Origin of the sequence: Microcoleus sp. POL10_C6 (assembly GCF_036701585.1) — a bacterium.
Lineage (GTDB): Bacteria > Cyanobacteriota > Cyanobacteriia > Cyanobacteriales > Microcoleaceae > Microcoleus.
The window spans coordinates 181,419-204,242 of sequence record NZ_JAUBRB010000004.1 but is presented as its reverse complement, the minus strand read 5'-3'; the positions used below and the strand labels follow the sequence as shown (position 1 = coordinate 204,242).

Annotated in this window: 21 protein-coding genes and 1 pseudogene; 11 read left to right on the top strand and 11 right to left on the bottom strand. The window is 42.6% G+C overall.

The annotated features are described in order from the left end of the window. Positions 1–218 precede the first annotated feature (218 nt). The 6 genes from QUA34_RS04085 (at position 219) to QUA34_RS04060 (ending at position 5,881) form a co-directional block, all read left to right on the top strand. Complete coding sequence (locus QUA34_RS04085) at positions 219–443, top strand: hypothetical protein (protein ID WP_333151699.1); 225 nt, start codon at positions 219–221, stop codon at positions 441–443. A 125-nt stretch (positions 444–568) separates the two neighbouring features. Continuing rightward, on the top strand, positions 569–2,236 hold the full coding sequence (locus tag QUA34_RS04080) for a hypothetical protein (protein WP_333384218.1): 1,668 nt from the start codon (positions 569–571) through the stop codon (positions 2,234–2,236). After that, the gene (locus QUA34_RS04075; RefSeq protein WP_333143564.1) at positions 2,229–2,741 is read left to right on the top strand and encodes a hypothetical protein; all 513 of its coding nucleotides are present in this window, start codon (positions 2,229–2,231) and stop codon (positions 2,739–2,741) included. Before QUA34_RS04080 ends, QUA34_RS04075 begins: the two co-directional genes overlap by 8 nt. A 49-nt stretch (positions 2,742–2,790) precedes the next feature. Continuing rightward, positions 2,791–3,588: a mobilization protein MobD-like protein gene (locus tag QUA34_RS04070; RefSeq protein WP_172192730.1), complete on the top strand. Its 798-nt coding sequence runs from the start codon at positions 2,791–2,793 to the stop codon at positions 3,586–3,588. Between the two features lie 690 nt (positions 3,589–4,278). Next, complete coding sequence (locus tag QUA34_RS04065; protein ID WP_333384215.1) at positions 4,279–5,400, top strand: DUF6753 family protein; 1,122 nt, start codon at positions 4,279–4,281, stop codon at positions 5,398–5,400. 58 nt (positions 5,401–5,458) lie between these two features. After that, the gene (locus QUA34_RS04060) at positions 5,459–5,881 is read left to right on the top strand and encodes a hypothetical protein (RefSeq protein WP_333384213.1); all 423 of its coding nucleotides are present in this window, start codon (positions 5,459–5,461) and stop codon (positions 5,879–5,881) included. On the opposite strand, the gene QUA34_RS04055 is transcribed toward QUA34_RS04060, so the two are convergent. After that, positions 5,823–7,052 (bottom strand): hypothetical protein, encoded by a 1,230-nt coding sequence (locus tag QUA34_RS04055; protein ID WP_333384211.1) that lies wholly within the window; start codon positions 7,050–7,052, stop codon positions 5,823–5,825. The genes QUA34_RS04060 and QUA34_RS04055 overlap by 59 nt on opposite strands. A gap of 178 nt (positions 7,053–7,230) precedes the next feature. Between QUA34_RS04055 and QUA34_RS04050 the strand changes: the two genes are divergently transcribed. The 3 genes from QUA34_RS04050 to QUA34_RS04040 all read left to right on the top strand — a co-directional run bounded on the left by QUA34_RS04050 (position 7,231) and on the right by QUA34_RS04040 (position 8,370). Further along, complete coding sequence (locus QUA34_RS04050) at positions 7,231–7,464, top strand: hypothetical protein (protein ID WP_194012320.1); 234 nt, start codon at positions 7,231–7,233, stop codon at positions 7,462–7,464. Positions 7,465–7,616: 152 nt separating this feature from the next. After that, complete coding sequence (locus QUA34_RS04045) at positions 7,617–8,237, top strand: Uma2 family endonuclease (protein ID WP_333143559.1); 621 nt, start codon at positions 7,617–7,619, stop codon at positions 8,235–8,237. Next, positions 8,224–8,370, top strand: coding sequence for a hypothetical protein (locus QUA34_RS04040; protein WP_333143558.1), 147 nt, complete (start codon positions 8,224–8,226; stop codon positions 8,368–8,370). Before QUA34_RS04045 ends, QUA34_RS04040 begins: the two co-directional genes overlap by 14 nt. Positions 8,371–8,479: 109 nt before the next feature. Here the strand turns inward: QUA34_RS04040 and QUA34_RS04035 are convergent, their stop codons facing one another. The 3 genes from QUA34_RS04035 to QUA34_RS04025 all read right to left on the bottom strand — a co-directional run bounded on the left by QUA34_RS04035 (position 8,480) and on the right by QUA34_RS04025 (position 10,724). Continuing rightward, a complete protein-coding gene (locus QUA34_RS04035) occupies positions 8,480–9,001 on the bottom strand; it encodes a hypothetical protein (RefSeq protein WP_333143557.1) in 522 nt (173 codons plus the stop codon). Positions 9,002–9,186: 185 nt separating this feature from the next. Beyond that, the gene (locus tag QUA34_RS04030; RefSeq protein ID WP_333143556.1) at positions 9,187–9,546 is read right to left on the bottom strand and encodes a hypothetical protein; all 360 of its coding nucleotides are present in this window, start codon (positions 9,544–9,546) and stop codon (positions 9,187–9,189) included. Between the two features lie 425 nt (positions 9,547–9,971). Beyond that, on the bottom strand, positions 9,972–10,724 hold the full coding sequence (locus tag QUA34_RS04025; protein ID WP_333384208.1) for a hypothetical protein: 753 nt from the start codon (positions 10,722–10,724) through the stop codon (positions 9,972–9,974). Positions 10,725–11,084: 360 nt separating this feature from the next. Here QUA34_RS04025 and QUA34_RS04020 point away from each other — a divergent pair, with 360 nt between their 5' ends. Beyond that, entirely contained in the window at positions 11,085–12,539 is a 1,455-nt protein-coding gene (locus QUA34_RS04020) for an AAA family ATPase (RefSeq protein ID WP_333373128.1), read from the top strand. 154 nt (positions 12,540–12,693) lie between these two features. Here QUA34_RS04020 and QUA34_RS04015 read toward each other — a convergent pair whose 3' ends face one another. The 6 genes from QUA34_RS04015 to QUA34_RS03990 form a co-directional block, all read right to left on the bottom strand. Beyond that, complete coding sequence (locus QUA34_RS04015) at positions 12,694–12,927, bottom strand: hypothetical protein (RefSeq protein ID WP_333232373.1); 234 nt, start codon at positions 12,925–12,927, stop codon at positions 12,694–12,696. A gap of 186 nt (positions 12,928–13,113) precedes the next feature. After that, positions 13,114–14,970 carry a bifunctional 3'-5' exonuclease/DNA polymerase gene (locus tag QUA34_RS04010; protein WP_333384205.1) on the bottom strand — a complete coding sequence of 619 codons (1,857 nt, stop codon included), beginning with the start codon at positions 14,968–14,970 and terminating at the stop codon, positions 13,114–13,116. A 664-nt stretch (positions 14,971–15,634) separates the two neighbouring features. Beyond that, a complete protein-coding gene (locus QUA34_RS04005; protein ID WP_333384221.1) occupies positions 15,635–15,901 on the bottom strand; it encodes a GIY-YIG nuclease family protein in 267 nt (88 codons plus the stop codon). Between the two features lie 111 nt (positions 15,902–16,012). Then, positions 16,013–17,137 (bottom strand): ATP-binding protein, encoded by a 1,125-nt coding sequence (locus QUA34_RS04000; protein ID WP_333384203.1) that lies wholly within the window; start codon positions 17,135–17,137, stop codon positions 16,013–16,015. Next, a complete protein-coding gene (locus tag QUA34_RS03995) occupies positions 17,134–20,133 on the bottom strand; it encodes a WD40 repeat domain-containing protein (RefSeq protein ID WP_333384200.1) in 3,000 nt (999 codons plus the stop codon). Before QUA34_RS03995 ends, QUA34_RS04000 begins: the two co-directional genes overlap by 4 nt. 1 nt (position 20,134) lies before the next feature. After that, on the bottom strand, positions 20,135–20,443 hold the full coding sequence (locus QUA34_RS03990) for a hypothetical protein (RefSeq protein WP_333384197.1): 309 nt from the start codon (positions 20,441–20,443) through the stop codon (positions 20,135–20,137). 93 nt (positions 20,444–20,536) lie between these two features. Here QUA34_RS03990 and QUA34_RS03985 point away from each other — a divergent pair. After that, a pseudogene (locus QUA34_RS03985) lies at positions 20,537–21,649 on the top strand (IS630 family transposase). Positions 21,650–21,661: 12 nt separating this feature from the next. On the opposite strand, the gene QUA34_RS03980 reads toward QUA34_RS03985, so the two are convergent. Further along, positions 21,662–22,702, bottom strand: coding sequence for an AAA family ATPase (locus tag QUA34_RS03980; protein ID WP_333384194.1), 1,041 nt, complete (start codon positions 22,700–22,702; stop codon positions 21,662–21,664). Positions 22,703–22,824: the final 122 nt, after the last annotated feature.

The window sequence follows — 22,824 nt, the reverse complement described above, 5'->3', positions numbered from 1 at the left end:
ACAATTTTGGGGAAGTTAGAAAATAGCATTTCAGTTGATTATTAATAATTTATAACTCTGCAATTATACATTGTTGGGCCAATTTTAGCAATCTTTTCCTATCATTCAACACTTCTGCCTTTACTTTAAATTTTTCGTATATTTAAAATTACTCTTGATATTAAGTTGATTTAGTATGACCTCTGCTTACCACTTAACCCGCCCAACTCTGGTGGTTAGTGCTATCACGCCCGCGATCGACCAATCATGCGGGTATTGCTTATAACGATGGCGTAATTACCAAGTGGGGTACGTTCGAGAAGTGCTACTCCCACACCGAACTCAAACACTTTATTGAAGATACTTTGGGCGTACCTGCTCGGTATCTCACTCACAATACCTACACCGTTTCTTACAACTCTAAAGCTCTTTCCCTGATAATCTACCCAAGATTTTTTCCTTGAAAGGCAGCCTGTCCCCGCCATTTGGAGGGGGCTATTTTAATTATCCAAAACCACCGGATTTGGTGAGGTCAGACTTAAACTGAAGCCAATACTATCATTTTGTAACGTAATAAAAGCCAGCGTTTATGAAGAAAAAATCCTCAATACCAGATGCGATTCTGGCTATAGATTTTGGCGGCTTATCTACTAGAGTTTTCTGCCAAAGCTCGCAAGCAGGCAGTAAAGCGAACTCCTTTGTAATGGAATCGCAGGTGGGGCCAGTGAGCCAAGACATAGCCAATTGTTTCACACAACCCAACCTCGCATCAGCATCTCCCGAAAATATTGCTTGGGTGGCAATTGGTAATGAATGCCGAGCCGTTGGTTACCTAGCAGCATCGCAATTCAATGCTCACATCGGTTTAGCGGGACTGAAGTACAGTAGCGCTTTGTACAAAGCTCTAGCAGCTTTGTGGGTAGTGTCGCGGAAGTTAGATTTAGGCAGTCAATTTAGCGCTGCGATCTCCGTTTTCTTGCCCCCAGGCGAGTTTAATGACTCCAAGCAATTTTTTGAACTCTTAAGTCAATACTCTGCTTCATTTGAAACACCCACAGGCAAGCTATCCGTCACCCTGGACAAAACCCAAGCTTTGCAAGAAGGTGGCGGCATTGCTTTGATCCACAACAGTAATTTAGGTTCAGCCTTCAAGCAGCGGGTAACTGCCTTTGTTATGGTAGGATTTCGCAATGCTTCGGTAATAGTTTCGGCACGCGGTGCTGTCGGTAAGGGCAAAACTTCAGACTTAGGAATGGTAAGGTTGGTGGATCTAGTTCAAGAGCGAACATCTAACTACGATGCTTCCCGTTTGGCTTTATCAATCGCTCAAGCGGGCGTAAGCTACAACCGCCCTTACTTTTACCGAATTGCTCGGAATCGAGAGGAAACAGCTAAAGATCGAGAAGTTGACCAATTGATTGAAGCAGTCAAGCTGTCTCGCTTCGACTACGCTCGAATGCTATCTCATTGGATTAATGAAGTGCTGCCGCCCGATTTAGATGAAATTGTATTTTGCGGGGGGACTTCTGAATATATGAAGCCAGAACTGCGAAATCAGTTTTCTCCTTATTCGCTGTCTTGGCACGCAGGCATAACAGTGCCAAAAACACTTGACCCTGATGGTTTAGGTTGCCGCATAGCTGATGTTTACGGACTATTTTCTTACTTCAAATCTCAGTTTGAGGTACTGAGGCAAAGCTCTGTTGCGGCAACTTCTCAGAGGGCAGAAGATACAACTTCTACTTCAGGAGATGCTCCACTCCCTCCAACTGATATACAGAGTGTAAAAGAATGTGCTGAACAATCTATCAAGCCCAAATCTGAACAATCTACCAAGCCCAAATCTGAACAACCTACTCACCCAAAATCCGAGCCACCTACTCAATTAAAAATTGAGCAATTTACTCACGCTAAATCGGAGCAATCTACTGAACAAAAATTTGAGCAATCTACTGAACAAAAGACTGAAGATATTACTGAACAAAAATTTGAAGAACCCGCTAAACAAAAATTTGAGGAACCCACTGAACAAAAGACTGAAATTATTACTGAACAAAACAGTGAAGTTTGCGCTCAACAAAAGACTGATTCAAGTATCAAAGATAGCTGCTTAGATGATTCTAATAAATGGAGTGAGGAGGAGGAGTCGTCCAATACAGAACCTTCATTAGAGGAATCAGAAGCAAACTTAGATGCAGCTCTCTTATTGGGAGGACCCTACCGAGGTGCTGGAAAGAAGGTGAGGAATTATGCCTAGAAAACGTTACAAGGAATTTTGCTGGCGCTGTCAAGTTTTGCCAGATTCCGAAGACGCTATCTTGCTATCTTACCTGCAAAATCATCCTTTTTTTAGTTTACAGGAAACGATTTTACCTCTAATCAAAGCGCGGTGGCTGTTAGCATCATTACGCAATAGCGGTAGTCATTCTAGTACAGAGTTAGAGTATTTGAGGCGAGAAAGCATTAATTTTTTGCTTAGGCAGATAGATGAAGTTTGCCGAGATGCGGGATTTAACTGTACCGAGTTAGGAGTAATTGCCCCTGGTATTTCTTCGGGTTTAATTCCTTTAGCTACTTTCCCTCACTTATCGAATTCAGGTGCATCTATTGCTACGGAATTAACTGCCCCTGAGAGTTCAAATCCCGCAAGTTTGCCCGAAGAAAAAGAACCAGAGGAATTTTCGGGAGAAGTTGAGTTTGAAAACAGCGCATTTAACTTAGCTGGTTTCGATCCGGCAATGGTCGGGCCTAGCTTTAGTTAAAAATTATTAAGTCTTGAATAGACATCGACATCCAGCAAGGAGGAATGAAATGACTAACATGATTCACTTGGTTGACGGCGAGAAAGGTGGTGTTGGCAAGTCGATGCTAACTCGGATTCTGGTTGAATTCAATCAGAAGTATGAACTGCTGTACACGTTAATTGATGGCGATTTTCAAAATCCTGACGTGCAGCAGCGCTATCCTGAACACAATGCAAAAATCGTAGCTTTAGTTGAAGATGAAGAGAAGTTTTTCGATATCGATATTATTTTTGAAACAGCAGTAGAAACTCCTGTGATTGTCAATTTACCAGCTCGGGTTTACAGCATTATCAACAAATGGATTGACGAAGCTAATTTAACCTCTCCTGATTTTAAAGAGCAGTCAGGAGTTGATGTATGCAAGTGGTTTATTTGCGGTGGCACGACGGACAGCATTGAAATGTTTATTGACTCTTTCAACTACTTTGAAGGTCAGCTCAATCACATTTTTGTCCGCAATTTTGGAGTTTGCAAAGATTGGTCGCACGTACAAAGCCATAAAGAAATGAACAAGCTCATTAATAATTACCGAATTCCTGTGGTAGATTTGCCGGCTCTGAGTGCAAGAGAGCGCAAGTTTATTGATACGAAGCGGTTGTCATTTTCTCAAGCAATGAAACACTCTGAATTTTTCTTGATTAGTCAGCAGCGATTGCATACTTTTCTGGAAGACTGTTTCCGCCTGATAGAAGATGTAGGTTTGTTTAACAACGTACCCAATCGCAATAAAAAAGAAGTCATCGCGCCCTATGAACGAAAAAAAAATGAGGAAATGCAAATAGAAAATGAGCAACAAAATAAGTAACAAAATAAGCAACAGGTGGTAAAGTCTCAGGAGGCTGTAATTTGTAAAAAAGGTATCGTAAGCTTTTAAGAATCTAAATTAAGGCTTACGCACACACTCTACTGATAGGGTGTGCCGAAACCAGCCGGCTGGCTGAGTGCAATCAACGCAGTTGTGTTATCCCAGGCGTTGGATATTAGCAATAAACAACGTTTATTGCGTTAAAACTCTGAAAGTAAGAAGATTGATCGATCGCCCGCTACGAGATTTCCAGGGTTTCAAAAACTTCTTCACCACTGGGCCAGCGGGCTCGGTGTGCCGAAACACATCTTAATACTACAGATAGTGTCTAAACCGATAATTTGCGGGTATTCCTGTAAATTTTACAGTCATATCAATTCCGGTTGCACTCAGACATGATGTTGACTGTTGACCCTTCGACCCTTCGGCTACGCGGTTCCTGAGCGTAGTCGAAGGGCAGGGCGACGCTGTTGACTGTGAATCGAACAACTGAAAATTGCGCCGAGATAGGTGGCGACTTGTAACAATCATTCATGAATTGCCCTCTAATTTATCACCTGACGATGCAGGCGGAAACGATATCAATGGGTGATGAACTCGTTAGGAGACGGACAAAATATGAGTTCACACTATAGAATGCGCGATGCAGAACAGCATAAAGATTAGGATTTTGATTAGGTAGGAGGTTAAATGTCCGATAGACTTTTAGAAGAACTTTCCGAAGTTGACTCTCAAGAGTTGGGCGAGATATTGGAAACGCCAAGGGAACAGGGCAGACTTAATAATACCAAAAATAATTCCATACAATTCGCTGAAAATTCGCAAAGTTGGCCCGATTCTCCAGATACATTTCCAGAAGATGCAGTAGAAGAAAAGTTGGAATCAGATGGGAGTAAGCTAAATGAAAAGGAGTTTTGGGAACTCATAGAGGATGATTCGAGGGAAAGAGAAGCTCTGAACAGAGATCCTTTATCTGCCTCTCCCATGTACGAGAGAGATACTGAGTCACTAATCAGCCAGGTACTCAAGGGCAAAGACTCCAAATTTCGCTCTCATGTCATTCAGACAGCTTACCGATACGGTCTCAATAAAAATGACCCGCTTTTTATCGTATTGCTGGCTACAGGTCAACTCGAACTGCTGTTAGAAAAAAAACCACAAGAGATTGACCAGTTTTTCAAGAATTGGCAATCTCAATGGCAAGGTGATTTGAAAGATTCTCAAGCTGTTATTTCTCAAGAACTGGAACAAGTTCGGCAGCTTACTGAAAATTGGGAAAAAGAAAGCAGGGAGTTTTTAGAACGGCAGGGAAAAGCGGCTGTTAAGGTGCAACATCGCCACATTTCCAACTCAGTTTACACCCTAGTGCGACAAGCAGCTTTAGAGAAAGTTGCTCACGATATTTGGTCGGTGATTTTTGGGAGCGGGGTGGTGTTAGGGGCAATGGCGATCGGCGCTTTTATCGGGTTAGCTGTGCCCCGGTTCATTCCACCGCCTGAACTCGACCCAAAAGGGCCGCGCCAGCTCACTTTAGAACAAGCTGTAGCTCTCGAATGGGGGCTGAGCAAAGAGGGTCAGTTTGCTCGCAAGAACGCGGATACAATTCAGTGGGCAACAAGCAATGAAGGGAAATATGCTCGCCAACTTATGAGCTGGAATCAAGCTTTGTTGAGCGAGAAAGGTGGCAAAAAATTGTGTGAAACTGAGATAAATCGATTGGGGGTGACGCTGACAGTAGAGGGTAAACCTGCACAAAAAGGATTTTGTACTTTGTGGATTCGCTCCCCTCAAGAACGAGAATTTGTTCCTTGAGGGCAAATACTAAAGTCTTGAATGGGATGTAAATAAGTTAGCTTAACAGGAGAAATTTATGATTGCCAATTTGAACAATCAGCCGTTACCTGACCCAAATCAGAAGCAAGTGCAGTCGCAAATATCGGGTGTTTTAGTTGCACTAGACGACCCATTCGATAAGATGGTTTGGGATTACTGTTTGAGTCAAACATACCCAATATCGGAACAGATTAAGATTGTACTGAGTGCTTTCTGGGGACCGTTTGCTGCTAAAAATGCTAGCAAGTCTCCAGAGCGAGTGCGAGCAATAGCTTGTTATTCACTGCAACAATTAGCAGCTCAACAAAAATTAATTGACTCAGTGTTTGAACTGTCAAGTGAATCAAATAAACTTTCCGAAGTTATTGCTGTTCTCAAAATGAAAAATAGTTGTGAGGCACTCAATCAAGCTTGTGTGTGTTCTCAATATGTTCTAAATACTGCAATTCGGTGGGAGTAAGAACCGTTGCTCTTTCTAACAAGTTGAGGATTTCTATCTCAAAAGGATCTAGATTTCCTAATTGGTGAAGTCGGCCAGTGCGATCGCAAATTTCTTGAAGTCCGGGTTGATTTTCGAGCGGTACAGCAGTAAGAGCCGAGTGTTTGAAGGTATGCAAATTCATGGCAAGAGTAGGGATGTGCCGCATCCACACGGTAGCCGTTTTCTCGCCCACTGACTGAATGCGCCCCAACCGACCGTTAACGTCCTGGCGATCGGGCGCATACACTTCTACTAACGAACTAATTTTGAGCGTTAGGTGGTGAGCGATGGCAGGTTGCTTTTCAGGTTTCACTTTCCGGCATCGCCCCTGTAAAGTTTTGGCAACTTGAGCCGGACGACTGCGAGCATCATTGGCCAAAGCAAGAACTTCCTTCTTTGTCAGCCCAGCAGAGCGGTTAAGAATCTTCCACTTCACATCTTCTCCTCCAATAGAACTAAGAGCATCCACAGCTCGAGTAAATTGGGCATCCCGGTAAATCGTTCTGGGGGAAGCTTTGAACCGTTCTCCTAACTCTCGTGCTGTTTTGTCTGTCAAGCTGCCATTTTGACAGCTTGCTCCTTCTGGCATTGTTTTGTCTGTCAAGTGGTCATTTTGACAGCTTGCCTCATCTGGCATTGTTTTGTCTGTCAAGCTGCCATTTTGACAGCTTGCTCTATCTGGCGATACTTTGTCTGTCAAACTGTCAAAATGACAGTTTGCCGAACGCTTGCCCCCGTGAGATTCCTTGGTCAGCTCGTACCAGGTGCCGCGCAGGTAGCTAACGGATTCTGGCGTCAAGCTGCGCCGTCCCAGTTGGTTGGCGATCGTCCAGACCTTGACTGCATTCCGACTGTCAAAAGACATCTCTACAATTTTGTATGGTATGCCGTGCGCGGTACAGATGGCGAACCTGTTGTGGCCGTCGATGAGAAGCTTTTCCTCGGCCCAGACTACTAACGGATCGCGGCATCCTTCCTCCAGAATGCTCGCTTGCAGGGCGGCTTTTTCGTCTTTACTCAGGGGAGGAATGAGAGATTGAAATTCGGGGTCGATTCGCAGTTGTTTCGCAGCACAAGAGGTACACCCTCCAATACCCCCCGGCAAAACAATTAACGCTTGCGGCTCCCGATCGTCTGCTTCTGATTGCATTTGACGCATTCCTGGCGAGTTTGTTGAATGCAAGGCTCGCCCGCGCTCGACCGCAACCGGAGTAGGGGAGTCAGCGCGGGCAGGAATTTTCTTGAACTATTCAACACTAACATAGTTATCGTCGAGAAGCCTCCAGAAAATGCGAAAATAGTAAAAAAAAGGAAATGCTATCCACGCTATGTCACCTAGGAAAGGAATTCACCCCCATCCCAACTCACTAGCCAACCTCAACCGCTCTGGGGGACAACCCCGCTATGAAGAACCCAAGAAGCAAAGAAATATTCAGGTAACATCGGTAGGATGGGAAGGAATTCGCGCGATCGCCATTGAACGCGGATTGAGTCTCAACGAGTTGATAGAACAGATTGGCCGGGGTCTGATTCCCCTTGGCAATGGTGAAAAAAGTAACTAATTGCCAGATATGGAAAGAGAGGTTAGAGCAAAAAAACTTTCTATCAACTAGTTACGAGAAGTTTTATTAATAGTAACAACGGTGTTTTTATCGGTTAAAAAATGTTCTAACTTACGGTATTGTGCCCTGCCAATATATCAGGAAAAAATATAATGGTTCAATCACATCCAAAACTTATAACTGTTGATGAATTTATTACAAGCTACGGCGACAGCGATTGCTACGAACTGATTGATGGTGAATTAACCGAAATGGAACCAACAGGGCCGCACGAACAAATATCCGGTTTTCTGGGACGAAAACTGAATGTAGAAATTGACCGCCTGGATCTACCCTACCTTATCCCCCCTCGCTGTCTCATCAAACTATTAGGAACAGCAACAGCATTTCGCCCCGATGTGCTTGTATTAAACCAAACTCGACTAATTAATGAACCTTTGTGGCAACAAGAACCTGTAATTACATCAGGTTCCTCAATTAAACTGATTGCTGAAGTCGTTAGCACCAACTGGCAGAACGATTACGCCCGCAAAGTTGAAGATTACGCCATACTAGGAGTGCCTGAGTATTGGATTGTTGACTATCTGGGCATTGGCGGCAGAGAATATATTGGCAAACCCAAACAGCCGACAGTTACAATTTGTACGCTGCGAGAAGACGAGTATCAAAAACAGTTGTTTCAAAATGACGATCTGCTTATTTCCTCAATCTTTCCCGGCTTGCAATTAACAGCGCAACAAATCTTCGCGGCAGGCAGATATGCTGCTATCTAGCTTATATCCAGGTAACGTCGGTAGGATGGAGAGAATTCGTGCGGTCGCAATGGAACGGGGATTGAGTCTCAACGAGTTGAGCAAACAAATGGGCAAGGGTCTGATTCCCCTTGGCGCTGAAGAAAGTAACTAATAGCTTGGTCAGGAAAAGGAGGGTGCCTTCAAAAAAACTTTCTATCAAATCGTTCCCATAAGTTGTTTTGAAATAAAAGACTAATTGGCTTGTTGATTCCCCGAGCGTGCTAACTAACTTTCAAAATTTGCTCAATTAGGGAGACAAATTGCTGCGGTCGATGCTTAAAATGCTTCTTGATTTGAAATTTTAACGAATCTGCTGGCACATCTTTTTTGTTGAGTTTCAGGCGAATATGCTCACTTCGTGGGAGAGTGGCATTGAGCGCTCGAATAACGGTGCGGCATTGTCGAAGAGTCAGGCTATCGACTTGAATGAAAGGTAGATTTAATGTGTCGGTATCGAGTTGAATATTAGAAGCAAATTCGGCTTTAAATTGTAGCGAAGAGGTGAGGCGCTGTTCTTCTGTGGGTTCTGGAGTTGCTGCACATTCGGTAACAGCAGGAAAGGAAGCAATTTCATTGAGAAGAGGCACAAAATCTGGGGCAAGTTCTGCTGAGAGTTTTTCAGAAGGATTCATTCGCTTCGATGCTAACAGCGTAGCGATATAGTGAACAATTAAGCCACCGTAACCAAAAATTACCACAGTTTCAATTGTGAGGGTGAGAAAATGCTGAATATGTTCGTACATGATTATAATTTATTTGCAAGTGGAACATCTCTCAAACGCGCTCGCGTTTAATATCAAAACCTTACTAAAGCCTTCTGAGAATGCGATCACAAATATCGCAAAGGGAACTGGTGTGGTGGGTGGGCGGGCAAAACAAATCCTGCTCCAAGCAGGATTTTACCCCCTTTATTGGGGGTCGTCATTGATTACTTGATAAAATCATCAATCTCTTCATTATCGTCAGTTGCCTTTTTCTTATGAGAAGCTTTGACTGCCGAGTCGATATAACGGAAGTGCAAGTCAATCACTGCTTGCTCAGATGAAAGCCAGTAAACGTTGCTCAAGATTTCTTCAAGCATCTCGTCAGCCGAGTAGCCTTCATATTGCTTGTTAAACCAAGTATTGAACGCTTCCCAGTCAAGAGCTTTACCTTTCTGCAACTGTCGTTGTTTGGCACGTCCAGTTAACTCGCGGGCAACGTGCAAAAACATCTCGAAGCGCTGTTCTTCAAGAGTTTCTGCAAATTGCTTTTGCATCGGAGTTGGAGCGGATTTGCGATTAGCCATGATTAACCCTCAAGCGTGTTTTTTTTCACAACTAAAGCGACGGCAGTCTGCTAATTACAATTAATTCAAAAAAATTAGTGGTGGGTGGGTGGGTAAATTAAATTCACAACCAAGGTCAAAATTTCCTTGATTGTGAATTTGTTGGGTCTGCTTCCCAGAGCGTCCTGATTCGGACGGTGGCGACAATCATTACCCTGAAATGAAGGAGAAGGGGAAGGGGAAGGGGAAGGATAATTTTTTTAGTAATAACGGGATTTTACTAAAGTTTTTCTACCCTTGTCCCAAGTTTTTCTACCCTTTCCGTTCCTTCCCCTTCCCCTTCCCCCTCCCCTTATTAAATGAATCGCGATTCGTGGAAAAGGCCTCGATAGAGGCAAAAAAATGCTCTGCTTTTTCAGCAGAGCTTTCTAATCAAACTTTAGCAATTATTCGTCGTCTTCCTCAAATTCTTCGTCTTCGTCTAAACTAAAATCATCCTCCTCATCGTCATCATCCTCATCCTCGTCCTCATCGCTTTCCTCGTCTTCGTCATCCTCATCAATTTCATCGAGTATGTCATCAATTTCATCATCTTCATCATCGAGTTCGTCGTCCTCATCGAGTTCTTCAGTATCTTCTTCTGAGGATTTAGCTAACTCGTTGCGACGCTTTAAGCTTTGAGCATTGAACTCCATTAAATCGGCAATGGCAGCTTGCGGGTTGTCAGCAATTGTATCGTAAAGTTGGCTCATCGCTAAGGCAACAACTTCGACACCATACTTGAGTTCCTCGGGTCGGCCAACTAGCTTGGGAAACACAGTATTGTTCCACTCTTGCCAGTCGAACTTTTTACCATTGCCATTGCCGTTGCGCTTGTTCAACTGAGCTTGAATATCCAATCCCAGTTTTTCGCGAATTGCGTGGCCAACCTTTGTCGAAATACGGCTATCGCGACGCTGAATTGTCACACCGTACTTCTTATGAATTGTATTGCGAATCTGTTTGACTAGCTCGCCAGCAAGTTGCTCCGGGCTGAGGTTAGGTTGAGGTTTTGATTTGGCTCCATTGTTACTGCCGACAGTTTGACTGTTCTGTTTTTCAGGTGGCTTAGATTTAGCAGGCACTGGTGACTGAGAGCGAGTGGGAGTGGCGGCGGTTTGCTTTTTACTTGTGACCATGATTGACAATTTAACTTGCATAACATCAATTTATTAGTGCCGTTAGGCACAATTACCCCCTCCAATTGAGGGGGAAAAGTTCGCTCATTAGCAGGACGCTAAATTTTAATTATGTTAGTTAAAATTTTATGTTAAACATCCTCTATTTAGATGTATAAATTCATGAAATATTTCACGATTTTGTCTAATTTAAGAGTCCCTCCAACTCCAATATTTGCCCTAGAATATTACAGTGCAGATCGCCAAAAAATCTTGTCATCATTTCATCAGTACGCCAGTGAGTGTTGTTTACCTGTTTATTATTGGAATCCTGGCTATGCAACTCTTCAACAGGTGCGGTGTTTGGATAAAAATCTCCCAATTTTAGGTTGTCATTCAGATATGACAAGCGTTTCAGATATTTCGGAGATGTATAATAGTGAATGCGTCTTATGTAAAACTGAGCTATCTGTCGGGAGTGATGTGCTGCAATTTCTGCTGGAAAATGACTGTCCCGGTATCTTTTTGTTAGAAGATATTTTGGAATCAGACAGTACCGAACAGCCTCTTGTCCGCCGTTATTCTCAATTGGCTAACGCATTCTTTGAGCTGAAAGGGCGTTGGGCCAACCAATATTGGGTACTGCTGGGTGAGTACATCCAACTGCCATCAAAGCTAAGTCCATTAATTCCTCTACTCAAATGTCCGTTACCCGATCGTTTTGAAGTCGAAGTTCTTGTAGATAATTTTTGCGATCGCAATTGTTCCCTTGATTTTGGTTCAGATGCGGTAGCTGCTAAAAAACGGCTGGCTGTTTCTAGTCTAGGGCTGCCAACTGCTGAAATTGAATTGGTGTTAGATCGATCGCTCTCTGTGACCGCTTCAGTTGTCCAAATCGCACAGTTGGTATTGGAGCATAAAATATCGCAACTTCGAGACCAGGGGTTAGAGTTCATTGCTTCTCCAGACGTGCCTCATGCTGGCGGTTTAGATTTATTAGACGCTTATTTGAGCGAAGTCGTAAAGCTGTCAGAAGCTGATGCCAAGAAATATCACCTCAGACCTCCCAAAGGAATGCTGCTGTGGGGGCCGCCGGGGACGGGCAAAAGTTTGAGTGCGAAGCTAGCTGCTAAGAAGCTAGGTTATGCGCTTTTAGCAGCAAGTTGGGGCAATATTCTAGGTTCCTCTAATCCCGACCGCGCTCTCAACAAAATGCTGGATACAGCCGATAATTTGGGCGGCTGCGTGCTGTTCTTTGACGATTTTGACAAGGGTTTTTCTGGCTGGGAATCAAATGCTGATGGCGGTGTAGCTAGACGGCTGTCGCAGAAATTGCTCACCTGGATGCAGGAACATGAGAGCCCCGTGTTAATGTTAGCTACTGTTAACCGCTTAGAAATGCTGCCGGCTGAACTTATCCGCAGATTTGACGACGGCGGAATCTGGTTTGTGGATTTGCCACACAGCGGCGCTCGCTATGAGATTTTCAATTTGCACTTAGCTAAGTATTTCCCAGAGCAGTTTGGGGAAGGAAAAGAGAACCTTTGGAGCGACAGGCAGTGGTATTCATTACTATCTGATTATGCCGGAGCAACGAGTGCTGAAATTGCGATCGCAGTAAAGCGCTGTGCTGAACGAGCCTATTGTGAAGGGCGACCGGGTAAAATTGAATTGGCCCATTTGCGTTATCAGAGAACTCAGTTTGTGCTATCGTCTGAGCGTTCTTCTGAAGATATCCAGGGGATTCGCAACAAAGCGTCCTTTGCTCGGCCTGCTTCTGGGAGGGATGGGTCTAAATTTGCGGCGGGAGAGCAAGAGTTATTCGAGTATCGGCCATCTGCTTACGATAAAACTTGAGTGCATGATAACCAACAATAGCATGGGTTTTTTGGTGAGCCAAAAAGTTTTGACTGTTGATAGAATTAGCGCAAAAGTTTTATAGCGCTTTCCCTCGCAAATAATAACCAGTGCATGTGTTTAATAACAAATGCACTGGTGATCGTATTATAAGCTAAGACTTAACTTGGACGCGGTAGCCGCAATTTTCAAGGTCGAGTTTGACTCCCTGCCAAGTTAACCCTGTTTCTGGTTCAAGCCGTACAGTTAAAGCATTGGTTGTGTAGCCGCGCTCTCCCTCCTGCCTGATAACGCTATATTCAGCTTGGTGAAGCATGGCAATAGCGCATTTTGATAACTTACCAACGATATTTGCGGCTTGGTTACTAATAGTGAGAATTACATTCATTATGTTTTGAAATCAACTGTTCACTTGCACCTCAACAATCGTTGTTTAGGGGTGGGAGGTTGGGCGCGGAATTATGCGGTGACTGTTAGGGGAATGGGGAGTGGTCAGGAAGTGGAATTTTCACAGCAATGCCTGCGGTGCGGTTTCTCCCTACTTCCCATTCCCCACTCTTTCCCCGTTAATCTCTCACCCTCCCCAACTTTCCATCACCTTAATTTCTACCTCGCAAGGAATCGGAGAGAGAAACTTATTCCCGGCTCTCACCATACATTTTTTAAGCAAGGCTTTAACTTGCCTCACTTCTTCAAGAGGACACTCTATTAAAATTTCATCGTGAACGACACAAATTAGTTTAGCACCTGTACGGCTCAGAGGCAGAAAAAGTAGAGCAAGAGCGAGTTTAGTAATGTCAGCGCTCATTCCTTGAATTGGGTTATTTAGCATCTCATTAAGCAACGGTTTAGTATCTTTTGACCATAATCTCCTTCTGCCTAAGACAGTCCGACTCTCTCGAATACCTCGGCTCCAGGCGCTCCGAACTTTGCCGTGAAATTGTTTGATACCTGTATAGGATTCAAAGAACTTCTTACGAAAGTGTGAAGCTTGTTGCAGCGTTAAAGTGACTCCATGCTCTGCTTGAGCCATATTCTTAAATTTCTGTGCTCCCATGCCATAAATTAAACCGAAGTTAATAATTTTGCCGAGCTGTCTGTCTTCGACAGTAATTTTAGATAAAGGTTTTGCTAGCACCAAGGAAGCTGTGAGAGAGTGCAAATCTTCCCCTTTGGAGTAAGCTTTCACCATCGTGCGATCGCCGGAAACCTTCGCCATGATCCGCAGTTCAATCTGGCTGTAATCGGCTTTGAGCAGGACGTAACCGGGTACAGCTTTAAAACACTGTCGGGTTTCCTTATCTCTGGGGATATTCGTTAAATTTGGCTCTCGACAACTAAACCGTCCTGATCTAGCACCAATCTGAAACCAATTGGGATGAATGCGCCCTGTAATCGGGTGAATGCGTTCAGGTAAACCCAGAGTAAAAGTATCGATACGAGCCGATAAACTGCGGTACTCTAACAGTGTTTGAATCACAGGATACTCGCCTTGCAAAGGAATTAAATGTTGAGAGTTAGTGGAAGTAACAGGAATGCCTTTCTGTTGCAAAGCCGCTAGAACTTGCTTGGGAGAGCGAGGATTAATTGTATCCATAAATTCGGGCAGCAGAGAAATTTGTTGATTAGGGTTAGGTCGATGGAGTTGTGAATTAATTTGTTTTAAAAGAGAGTCGCGTTCATGACAGAGCTTGACTCCCAAAACTTTCCACTGTTCTCTATCTAAAAGCATTCCGTTGAGTTCCATAGAAGCCACCGCCGGCAGACAAGCAAACTCTAGTAAAGCAGTTTTCCAAAGCTTAGAAGCTTTCAGTTTTTGTTGCAGAGCAGCAGCCAGCGGGAGTAAAATTGCAGCATCGGTAGCAGCATATTGCAGTTGAGCGAGTGTTAAGTTTCCCGACCAATCGCTAACTTGCTGCGTTTTGTCTAGCTTTACTTTCAACAAATTCTCAGTGACAGCATCTAGGGACAAATGGCGTTTTAGTCCAGCCGTCAGCACTCGGTAAGCCAAATAGGTATCGAAAAAGGGTTTGGATGGTTCCAGTCCGGCAAAAGCGAGCATTTGCCATTCAAATTTGAGGTTGTGACCTACCTTCAGTGCAGGACTCGCTAAGAGGAAGCGTAATGGTTCGAGGGAACTGGGTTCAATTGCCCATAAATCTACAATGATTACTGGATGGTCAGGAATGGCAAGTTGTAACAATCTAATTTTGGCTTGGTAGGGGTCAAGCCCTGTTGTTTCGCAGTCTATACCGATGATTTTTGCTTGTTGGAATGGTTGAAGGGCTGTTTCAAGATTGAAAGCAGTATCGATCAGTTGGTAAGGAGTTTTAAGTGTAACTTGCAACTGAGCTATTTTAAGTTTATTGGGGGTCAAAGGAGTTGGGATAGCGGGTGATATTTTCTGCTTCTTTAGCGAATCATGTTTCATAATTAGTTCCGTTGATAAAAATAGGGAAAGAATCTCGCTGTGTCAATAATGCACGAAATTTTACTCTTTTTAAGGAGTTCTTGACATTAGGTAGCTTGAGGATGGTGGGTTTTATTTGGGAAGTATATGAGTTATAAGTCACTTTTTTGTAAATCAATTTTATTCCTGAACTTTAGGAATAAGGTAAAAGACATAAAGGATGGCGTTTGGTCTTAAAAAAACCAGTGGTTGCCTGGTTTTGATTTAAAATAGTTGCCAACTTTAGAGTCGGCAACAGTTGTTTTAGCTATCCCAAGTGCCGCCTAAAAAGTCGCAGCCTGGTTTGCTATCTGTAACCTTTTTACAAATGGCTGCGTTAGCGTCTGTTGTTATTAAGAGCAAAAGGCTTGTTAAAGCGATAGCGAGCAGTTTTTTCATAACGGTGAACTCAGATGTATGAACTTCACCGATACAGCACTGTTAAGTGCGACTTTAATTCGGAACGATGAGATTTTAAAAAAATGGTTCTCCCGGATCTATGCTAAAATCTTAGTAAAACATCAAAAAAACCCACACAAAAGTGAAAGACAAACTAACTGAAATACTCTATCTTCGTGGAGTTATCGTTAAAGAACAGTAGATTTTTAACCAAACTCTAATTTGAGAGGGAGAACCAGTTTTGGCTCTAAGTAGATTTGTACTGGGGTGCATTGCACATCGGGCAAAAACGACGACTATTCTTCTGACGTTTCAACTGACGTTCTAGAGAGCGATCGCCGCTCCAAACTTCTGCTACTTTAAAGGTAATTCCCCGTTTTTTAGCCACGCCACAGAGTCTTGCACCTCTATCCTCACAGAGTCTTGCACCTCTATCCCATCTGTGATTGCGAATTCTTTCATCCAAATCGTTCGTGTACCCTAAATAATGTTGAGTTGGTCTACTAGGATTGATGCGTTAGTGGAAATGTAAGAGGTAAACCATTACAGTTTTTCATCAAAATCATCCATCTTCTTACTGCGTGAGCCTGGAAAACTTGAATTATGAAGGCAAAATCGTACAAAGTTAACTCAACTTTTGACTCAGGAAGTTACGAAAGCCTGAGTGATAAAGCTTGTAACAAGTGGTTCCATGTATAAGGTGTGGATTTAGGAACTCGATCCAGTTTTCTAAAACCTTTGCTACTTCATATTCCTCCTCACCAATCGTTGCTGCGATCGCCTCCACCGACATCGGTTTCTCCTGCTGAACTAGGATACGCAGAACAAGGTGAGCAATCGAAGACAATCTCTTACCTCTCATCTGCTGCCAGTGCTGTTGATAGTAGTGTTTTAGTTCAGGGGGAAGGCGATCGCGTTCCAAGGGGTAGAGGTACGTGCCTTGAGCAATAGTGGAGAGCAATTTACTCAAGTACATGAAGTTATTCTCGCTGGCGGCAGTGAGGCTTGGGTAAAATTCGGCTTCGCTGATGTGCTGAGTGTTCAGGTAGTCTCGAATAGCAGCTCCCTGCTTAGTAGAGGTCAAGCTCTGCTGAAGATAAGTGTGTATGTCTAATTGGTTTTGATTCGGGTAGTGGTCTAGATTGAGTGTTTGGTTGGGAGCCTCGATAAGTAAGCCGGATTTCTCTAGTGGAAAGGGGCGACGACTGAGAAAGAAATAAATGTGTGGGGGGAGATAGCGGGGTAGATAGAAGAGATTGGAACCGGGGGGGTGATTGTTGAGGTCAGCGCGATCGAGGGCATCAAGGGCGATGATAAGGGGTTGAGAGGATGGTAGTTTATCGCTAATTTTTTGAAGGAGCAGGGAAAGCAAGTTGCTGCCTTGCGTGGCATTGTTCGGCAGGACTTCATAAGAACAATCTGCTGTAATTGTTTTAAGGTAATTGAGTAGTTGAGTGCAAAGAGTGTGGAGGAAGTGGTCGGGGTGTTGGTTGTTGGAATGTTGGGCGCTGTAGTAGAGGATGTTGGGATGCTGGATTAGGTATTTGGCGAGGATAGCGGTTTTGCCAGTGCCGGGAGAACCAGTGAGAGTGAAGTAGCCGCGATCGCATTTTTGGAAAAAATCGCTGAGGACAGCGAAGGCAAACTGGCGACCTACAAAAGTTTGGGAAATTTTCTGGAGGAATCGCTGAAAGTTAGTAGGAGCGGAGATGGAAGTAATGGGAGATGATGCCGGAGGAAAAATATTCATGGTGGTACCCCTATACCTTCCAAACGTAGGAAGTGGAGTTGCCCAACTCGATCGCCTGCAACGATCGTCGTTCCTTCTGGTGCAATAGCGCAGCAGGTTAAGGAAGTATCTGCTGTAAATCTGGTTATTTCCTCTCCAGTAAGTAAATCCCAAACTCTAAGCGTATGGTCAGAGGCAGCAGAAACCAAATGCTTGCCATCTGGGGTGACGGCTATTGCCTCTACCGAGTCGCGATGACCATCGATCGTCAAAATTTCCTCACGGGATTCTAGATTCCAGACCTTGAGAGAGCCATCAGATGAACTTGAAATTGCTCGTAAACCATCCGGAGTAACTGCAACAGCGGTTACTGGAGAGGAATGCCCCGCAAGCGTGAAAAGCTCCTTGCGAGTTCTTAAATTCCAAACCTTGAGCGTTTTGTCCTTTGAACCAGAAATCAGATATTGACTATCTAAAGTAACTGCAACAGAAGCGATCCAATCTTTGTGACCTTGCAGGGTATAAATTTGTCTTCGAGTAGTCAAGTCCCAAATTTTGAGTGTTTTATCTCTTGAACCAGTTATAGCTCTCTCGTTGTCGGGAGTAATAATAACTTTATTGTCTCGCTCGCAGTATTCTTCATCTATAAAGTAACAAACTCCTCTATAAATTAATGATACAGAAATTAGAAAAATTATAAATAAAAATTCCTGGAACTCCCCAACGTATGAAAGAGGATTCTGTAAAATAGCAGGATGATATTTTAAAATTCCAAAACCGATAGCAATTCCTAAAGTTACCCATACTCCGCTTATAGCGATGTAACAAATTTTATGGATGATTAATAACCAAGATTTTAACTGAAAGACTTCCTTCAGAGTTTCTGTTTTCCAGGCTTTAATAGTCTTGTCAAACGAGCTAGAGATTAAAAGCTTACCGTTTGAACTCAACGCTATAGAGCTAACTTGCTCTTGATGACCAGATAATATAGAAAGCAGGTTTCCTGTCTGCATATCCCAAACTCTAATAGTTTGATCATTTGAGCCTGAAATAACACGCTTATTGTCTGGGGTAACAGCAAGAGCAGTTATTAAATCCCTATGAAATTGAGCAAAAGTATTCCAACTTTCTAACCAATCGTAACCTGTATGCTTGCAACTTTCATTAACATTAATATTCGTTAAATCATTTATTTTAGGAGTTATTATATCTACCATTTTTAAAAAAGGAAAGAATACTAAATACACATAACATAAACCTGAAAACGTCCTGAGCCAAAACCTGTTAACAAGAGAGAGTCCAGTTGTTATAAAATAATAGAAAAGAGCCGCTAAACCTCTTGCAATAGTGGATAAATCACTTTTAAACAAAGTTTTAATAAATTCACTAAGATGATGTAGTTGATTGATAAATGTGAACAAAACTCTTGTAAAAAAATCTAGGTTCAGGAAGATAAAAATGGATAAACCTAAAAAAATTAAAACATAAGATATTATTGCTCCAATAAGTGCGATATTTTTTATAATAAGTTCGATATTTTCTGTGGTAATTAAAGATTCAGATTCTCTTTCCTCTATATCCCAGATTTTTATAGCTTTGTCTGTGGAACATGAAAACGCTTGTTTACTATTAGAGGCAATAACAACAGAATTCACTGAGTTACTAATATCGTTCAAAGTAGATATTTCTTTGCCTGTTTCTAAATTCCAAATTTTGAGAGTTTTATCCTTGGCTCCAGAGACAGCTTTCTTCCCATCATCACTAATGGCAACTAAAGTTATTTCATCGCGATGTCCTGTTAGTGTCAATCGTTGCTGTTGGGTTTCTAAATCCCAAACCATAAGGGTCTGATCTTTTGATCCAGAAATAGCCACCTTGCCATCAGGAGTGATAGCGACAACCGTTATCCTATCTGTGTGACCTGTAGTAATTGTAATATCGTCTTTTGAATTAACTTCTAAATGTTTAGTTGGGGAAATGCCCAACGTATCTTCTAAGTTTTTTACTCTGAGAATCCTATAAGTTTTATGGTCAGAACTTTTATTTTTATTAATTACACTTGAACACGAGATTGCTTTAAATCCGTTACGAGCAAAAGCAATAATAGTGTCGAATTCTGAACTTGAACTGTCTAAAATAACCCTCTTCTCTCTCGTTTCTAAATTCCAAGCTATTATCCTAGGGTATGGTATATGCTGGTGGAAGAAACCTTCAATAAAACTTTCAATAATTATATTCCATCCATTAGCTGTAGTCGATCCAGATGTAGTCACCCATTTGCTGTCTGATGTAACAGCGATTGTTTCTATAAGGTATTCAGGCTCAGTCATTGTAAATAATTTTTCTCCTCTAGCTAGGTTCCAAACTGTAAGAGTGCCATCCTTTGATCCAGAAATTACTTGCTTACCATCTGGAGTTACAATAATTGCTGTTACGGCATTCCTGTGACCGCTCAGACTACGCAGTTCCTTTCCCGTTGCTAAATCCCAAACTTTGAGAATACCGTCGTCTGCCCCCGATACTATTTGTTTGCCATCAGGAGTTAGAGCAATTGCATTAATCGAGCTACTGTGACCTGTAAAAATACGTTGTAACCTGCTACCAGCTCGAATCAAACCTGATTTAAAAGGACGCAACCAAACTCTTTGATTCTGATTAATTTGCTGCAATAAGCTGTGAATAATTGGATGGTCAAATCCTTGTAATCTCCCCCAAAGCTGTGATGCCAGTTGTGTTGGATCTTCTACTAAAACATGAGCCGATAATCGCAATGCCCCCTGAATTAATCCCAACCATGCAAAAACTTCTGAGTTCCACTCTGGATGATTTTTTGCGTCGGAGTCATCCAGTAAATCGTAATCCTCAATCAGCGCTTGTACCCCAAACTCTGGATGCTGAATTTTGCCTAACAGGAACTCAAAATTGCAGAGCAGTTCATAGTACTTGTGTAAATTGCCCGAACGAATCAGGTTATAAGGGTAGGCTCCAAAATAAAGCCGTTTCAGAGTAGGGTTCACTTCAGGCAATCTCCTGTTCTATATAATTTACAATCCGTTGATTTACATCCTGAAACAATTTTCGGGTTGGCTTCAATTCCCATTTTGTTTTTAAGAAATCAAGAAAACTGGCATGGTAGATGCTGTAGCAAACTTCTTCCTCAAGGATTTGCTTCTGTAAAAACTCACGCCACTTCTCCTCTAAAATGCGATACACCTCATACTCTTCTTCCCCAGAAATTGCTGCTACCATTTCGCAAGGAATTGGCGTACTCGCTTCCACCAAAATGAATAACACGATTACCATTCTTTTTTGGGCACCTTCATTCATTCCCATTCGTTCCCAATGGGTTAGGTAATAAGCTGTTGTGCATTTAAAACGCATAGTGGTATAATATAACATAATGATATTCAGACAAAGTGAATGCCTGCTAAAAATTTTCTAAGTTCCGAAACAAAGGAAACTCTTCAACAAGTATTAAAAGAGCATGATCATCCAGACATTCGGCAAAGAGCCTTAATTTTTTTGTTACTAAATAACGGAAATACACAAGCTCAAACTGCTGAACTAATTGGATGTTCTCTCAGAAAAGTTGCCTACTGGAGCATTCATGGTGATCCCGATAATTTAGACAGCTTTAAAGATAATAGGATGAAGGGTAATTACCGAAAAGCCACAGAAAAATACATTAATTTACTTTTAGAAACAGTTGAAGTAGAGCCTGAGAAATATGGTTATGAGTTCGGAAGATGGACAACAGCTAGACTTGCAATACATCTAGGAGAGCAGACGGGAATTGAGCTGAGTAGTACCCAAGTAAGGAGAATTTTAAAATCAAAAAAGTATGTTTACCTTTGGGCTAAATACAGCTTAAAGGATAAGCAAGATGCCGTAGAAAGGGGTTTATTTAAAGATAAATTAGATGAGTATTTAAAAATAGAAAAAGAATCTCCAAACCTATTGCAGGTATGGTTTTGGGACGAAAGTGGATTTAGTTTAAGAGTAATTAGACGGAAAAACTGGTGTAAAAAGGGGACTAGAAGTAATAAAAGAGGAGACCGACGAAAAGGTCGTATTAATGTTATGGGTGGAGTGAGATACTCAGACAAAAAAAGATGGGTAGATTTTATTCCATCTGGTAATTCTGCTAATTTTTATGCTGTGCTGAAAACTTTTTATGAAGATTTAAAATCCGAGTAGATATTGCAAGGAAATTTAGCAGAAGACTTTAAAGATAAGGGCTGTAAGTTTGTGATAATTTTGGACAACGCTAGTTTTCATAAAAAAGCAGAGACTTTGCAGAAAATAGCGTCAGAGATGCCGAATCTAATCATAGAGTTTTTGCCCAAGTATAGCCCTGACTATAACCTCGTTGAATTAGTATGGCATTCCGCAAAGGAATATGTTGCTAATAGATTATTTGAATCCATTGAAAAACTAGAATCACTGTTACATAAACTTTTAAATGAAGGAGAATTAATTATGAAATGGAACCGAAAGATCAAAAACAAAGGTAACTTAGTTAATGCAGTTTAGATGTCGAACAGCTTATTCTTGAAGCCCCTGGGGAAGTTGCTTCAGTGTCAAGTCATCATAAATTCCCTCCGCAATGGCTGGCAACACGTAGCGCAGATACATAAAATTGTTCTCGCTCTTTGCTGACACCTGCTCTACAAACTCTTCTTCCTGCAGGTTATGCGCCTCAACCCACTTTCGCAGGCTAGCTTGATGAGTTAAATCCCGATCGAGCATCAGGTGAATATACGCCTTCACATCTGCGTAATTGGAACCCTCGTACTCCGGCGTTGTTAAATCCAACTCCTCTACTGGAATCCCTGGCGAAACCGTCAAGCGCTTCTTGTCTAGACTATAAGGGCGGCGAGTCAACAGGAAGTAAACGCGATCGGGTAGTACCACCGGCAAATGCAACAGGTTTTCCCCAAGTTCCTGTTCCACCTCGTCCAAGGCATCTACCACAATCACCAATCGCTCGCCAAACGGAAGCTTTTGGCTTACCTTTTCTAATAGTGTTGCTAAATTTGCCTTCTCGGCACCCTGCAACTGGTAACGGCGAATCAGTTGCCCCCGAATACTTTCTAGAAAAAGTTCCGGTCGATTGCGTCGCTCCGCCAGCACATTGAAATAGCAGATGGCATAGTGTTCAGAGACGTACTTTGCAGCGAGAGCGCTTTTCCCCATCCCTGCCTCTCCGACTACTGTAAAGTACCCTTTGGGCTGCTTTTCGAGAAACTGCTCAAACGCATCAAAAACAAACTGCCGCCCACAGAACGATCGCGTCTTCTCCCCAATGAGCGCTTCAAACTCTTCTGGCAACTGCTGTTGCGGATACCAGTCTTTAGGCGCTACAATATCCGTTGGCTTGAGTCCTAACTCCTTTGTAATATTGATTACTGCCCATCGCTCAACTCCATTTGGGCAAGGTTTCGTACCTAGCAGACGCTTCACCGTATCCACAGAAACCTTTGCTTTGTGCGCTAGTGAGTCTTGAGTTAATTTTGCTTCTTCGTATGCCCGTTTCAGGTTACACTTTCCTTCCTCACTCGATTGAACTTTGTCAGATTGAAGCATTGAATTTTTTCCCATACCAGGTAATTACACTATAACCAACCTTAGATTCTGGAGAATAGGGCAGATAGGTTTTGAGTATCTACCTATCTGCCCTACTCTGTGGGGCAGACAGCACAACCCAT

What these genes read in the sequence shown, in the direction of transcription:
- QUA34_RS04080 (WP_333384218.1), top strand. Translation starts at nt 569, where the DNA reads ATGAAGAAAAAATCCTCAATACCAGATGCGATTCTGGCTATAGATTTT.
- QUA34_RS04075 (WP_333143564.1), top strand. Translation starts at nt 2,229, where the DNA reads ATGCCTAGAAAACGTTACAAGGAATTTTGCTGGCGCTGTCAAGTTTTG.
- QUA34_RS04070 (WP_172192730.1), top strand. Translation starts at nt 2,791, where the DNA reads ATGACTAACATGATTCACTTGGTTGACGGCGAGAAAGGTGGTGTTGGC.
- QUA34_RS04065 (WP_333384215.1), top strand. Translation starts at nt 4,279, where the DNA reads ATGTCCGATAGACTTTTAGAAGAACTTTCCGAAGTTGACTCTCAAGAG.
- QUA34_RS04060 (WP_333384213.1), top strand. Translation starts at nt 5,459, where the DNA reads ATGATTGCCAATTTGAACAATCAGCCGTTACCTGACCCAAATCAGAAG.
- QUA34_RS04055 (WP_333384211.1), bottom strand. Translation starts at nt 7,052, where the DNA reads ATGCAATCAGAAGCAGACGATCGGGAGCCGCAAGCGTTAATTGTTTTG.
- QUA34_RS04050 (WP_194012320.1), top strand. Translation starts at nt 7,231, where the DNA reads ATGTCACCTAGGAAAGGAATTCACCCCCATCCCAACTCACTAGCCAAC.
- QUA34_RS04045 (WP_333143559.1), top strand. Translation starts at nt 7,617, where the DNA reads ATGGTTCAATCACATCCAAAACTTATAACTGTTGATGAATTTATTACA.
- QUA34_RS04040 (WP_333143558.1), top strand. Translation starts at nt 8,224, where the DNA reads ATGCTGCTATCTAGCTTATATCCAGGTAACGTCGGTAGGATGGAGAGA.
- QUA34_RS04035 (WP_333143557.1), bottom strand. Translation starts at nt 9,001, where the DNA reads ATGTACGAACATATTCAGCATTTTCTCACCCTCACAATTGAAACTGTG.
- QUA34_RS04030 (WP_333143556.1), bottom strand. Translation starts at nt 9,546, where the DNA reads ATGGCTAATCGCAAATCCGCTCCAACTCCGATGCAAAAGCAATTTGCA.
- QUA34_RS04025 (WP_333384208.1), bottom strand. Translation starts at nt 10,724, where the DNA reads ATGCAAGTTAAATTGTCAATCATGGTCACAAGTAAAAAGCAAACCGCC.
- QUA34_RS04020 (WP_333373128.1), top strand. Translation starts at nt 11,085, where the DNA reads ATGACAAGCGTTTCAGATATTTCGGAGATGTATAATAGTGAATGCGTC.
- QUA34_RS04015 (WP_333232373.1), bottom strand. Translation starts at nt 12,927, where the DNA reads ATGAATGTAATTCTCACTATTAGTAACCAAGCCGCAAATATCGTTGGT.
- QUA34_RS04010 (WP_333384205.1), bottom strand. Translation starts at nt 14,970, where the DNA reads ATGAAACATGATTCGCTAAAGAAGCAGAAAATATCACCCGCTATCCCA.
- QUA34_RS04000 (WP_333384203.1), bottom strand. Translation starts at nt 17,137, where the DNA reads ATGAATATTTTTCCTCCGGCATCATCTCCCATTACTTCCATCTCCGCT.
- QUA34_RS03990 (WP_333384197.1), bottom strand. Translation starts at nt 20,443, where the DNA reads ATGAATGAAGGTGCCCAAAAAAGAATGGTAATCGTGTTATTCATTTTG.
- QUA34_RS03980 (WP_333384194.1), bottom strand. Translation starts at nt 22,702, where the DNA reads ATGCTTCAATCTGACAAAGTTCAATCGAGTGAGGAAGGAAAGTGTAAC.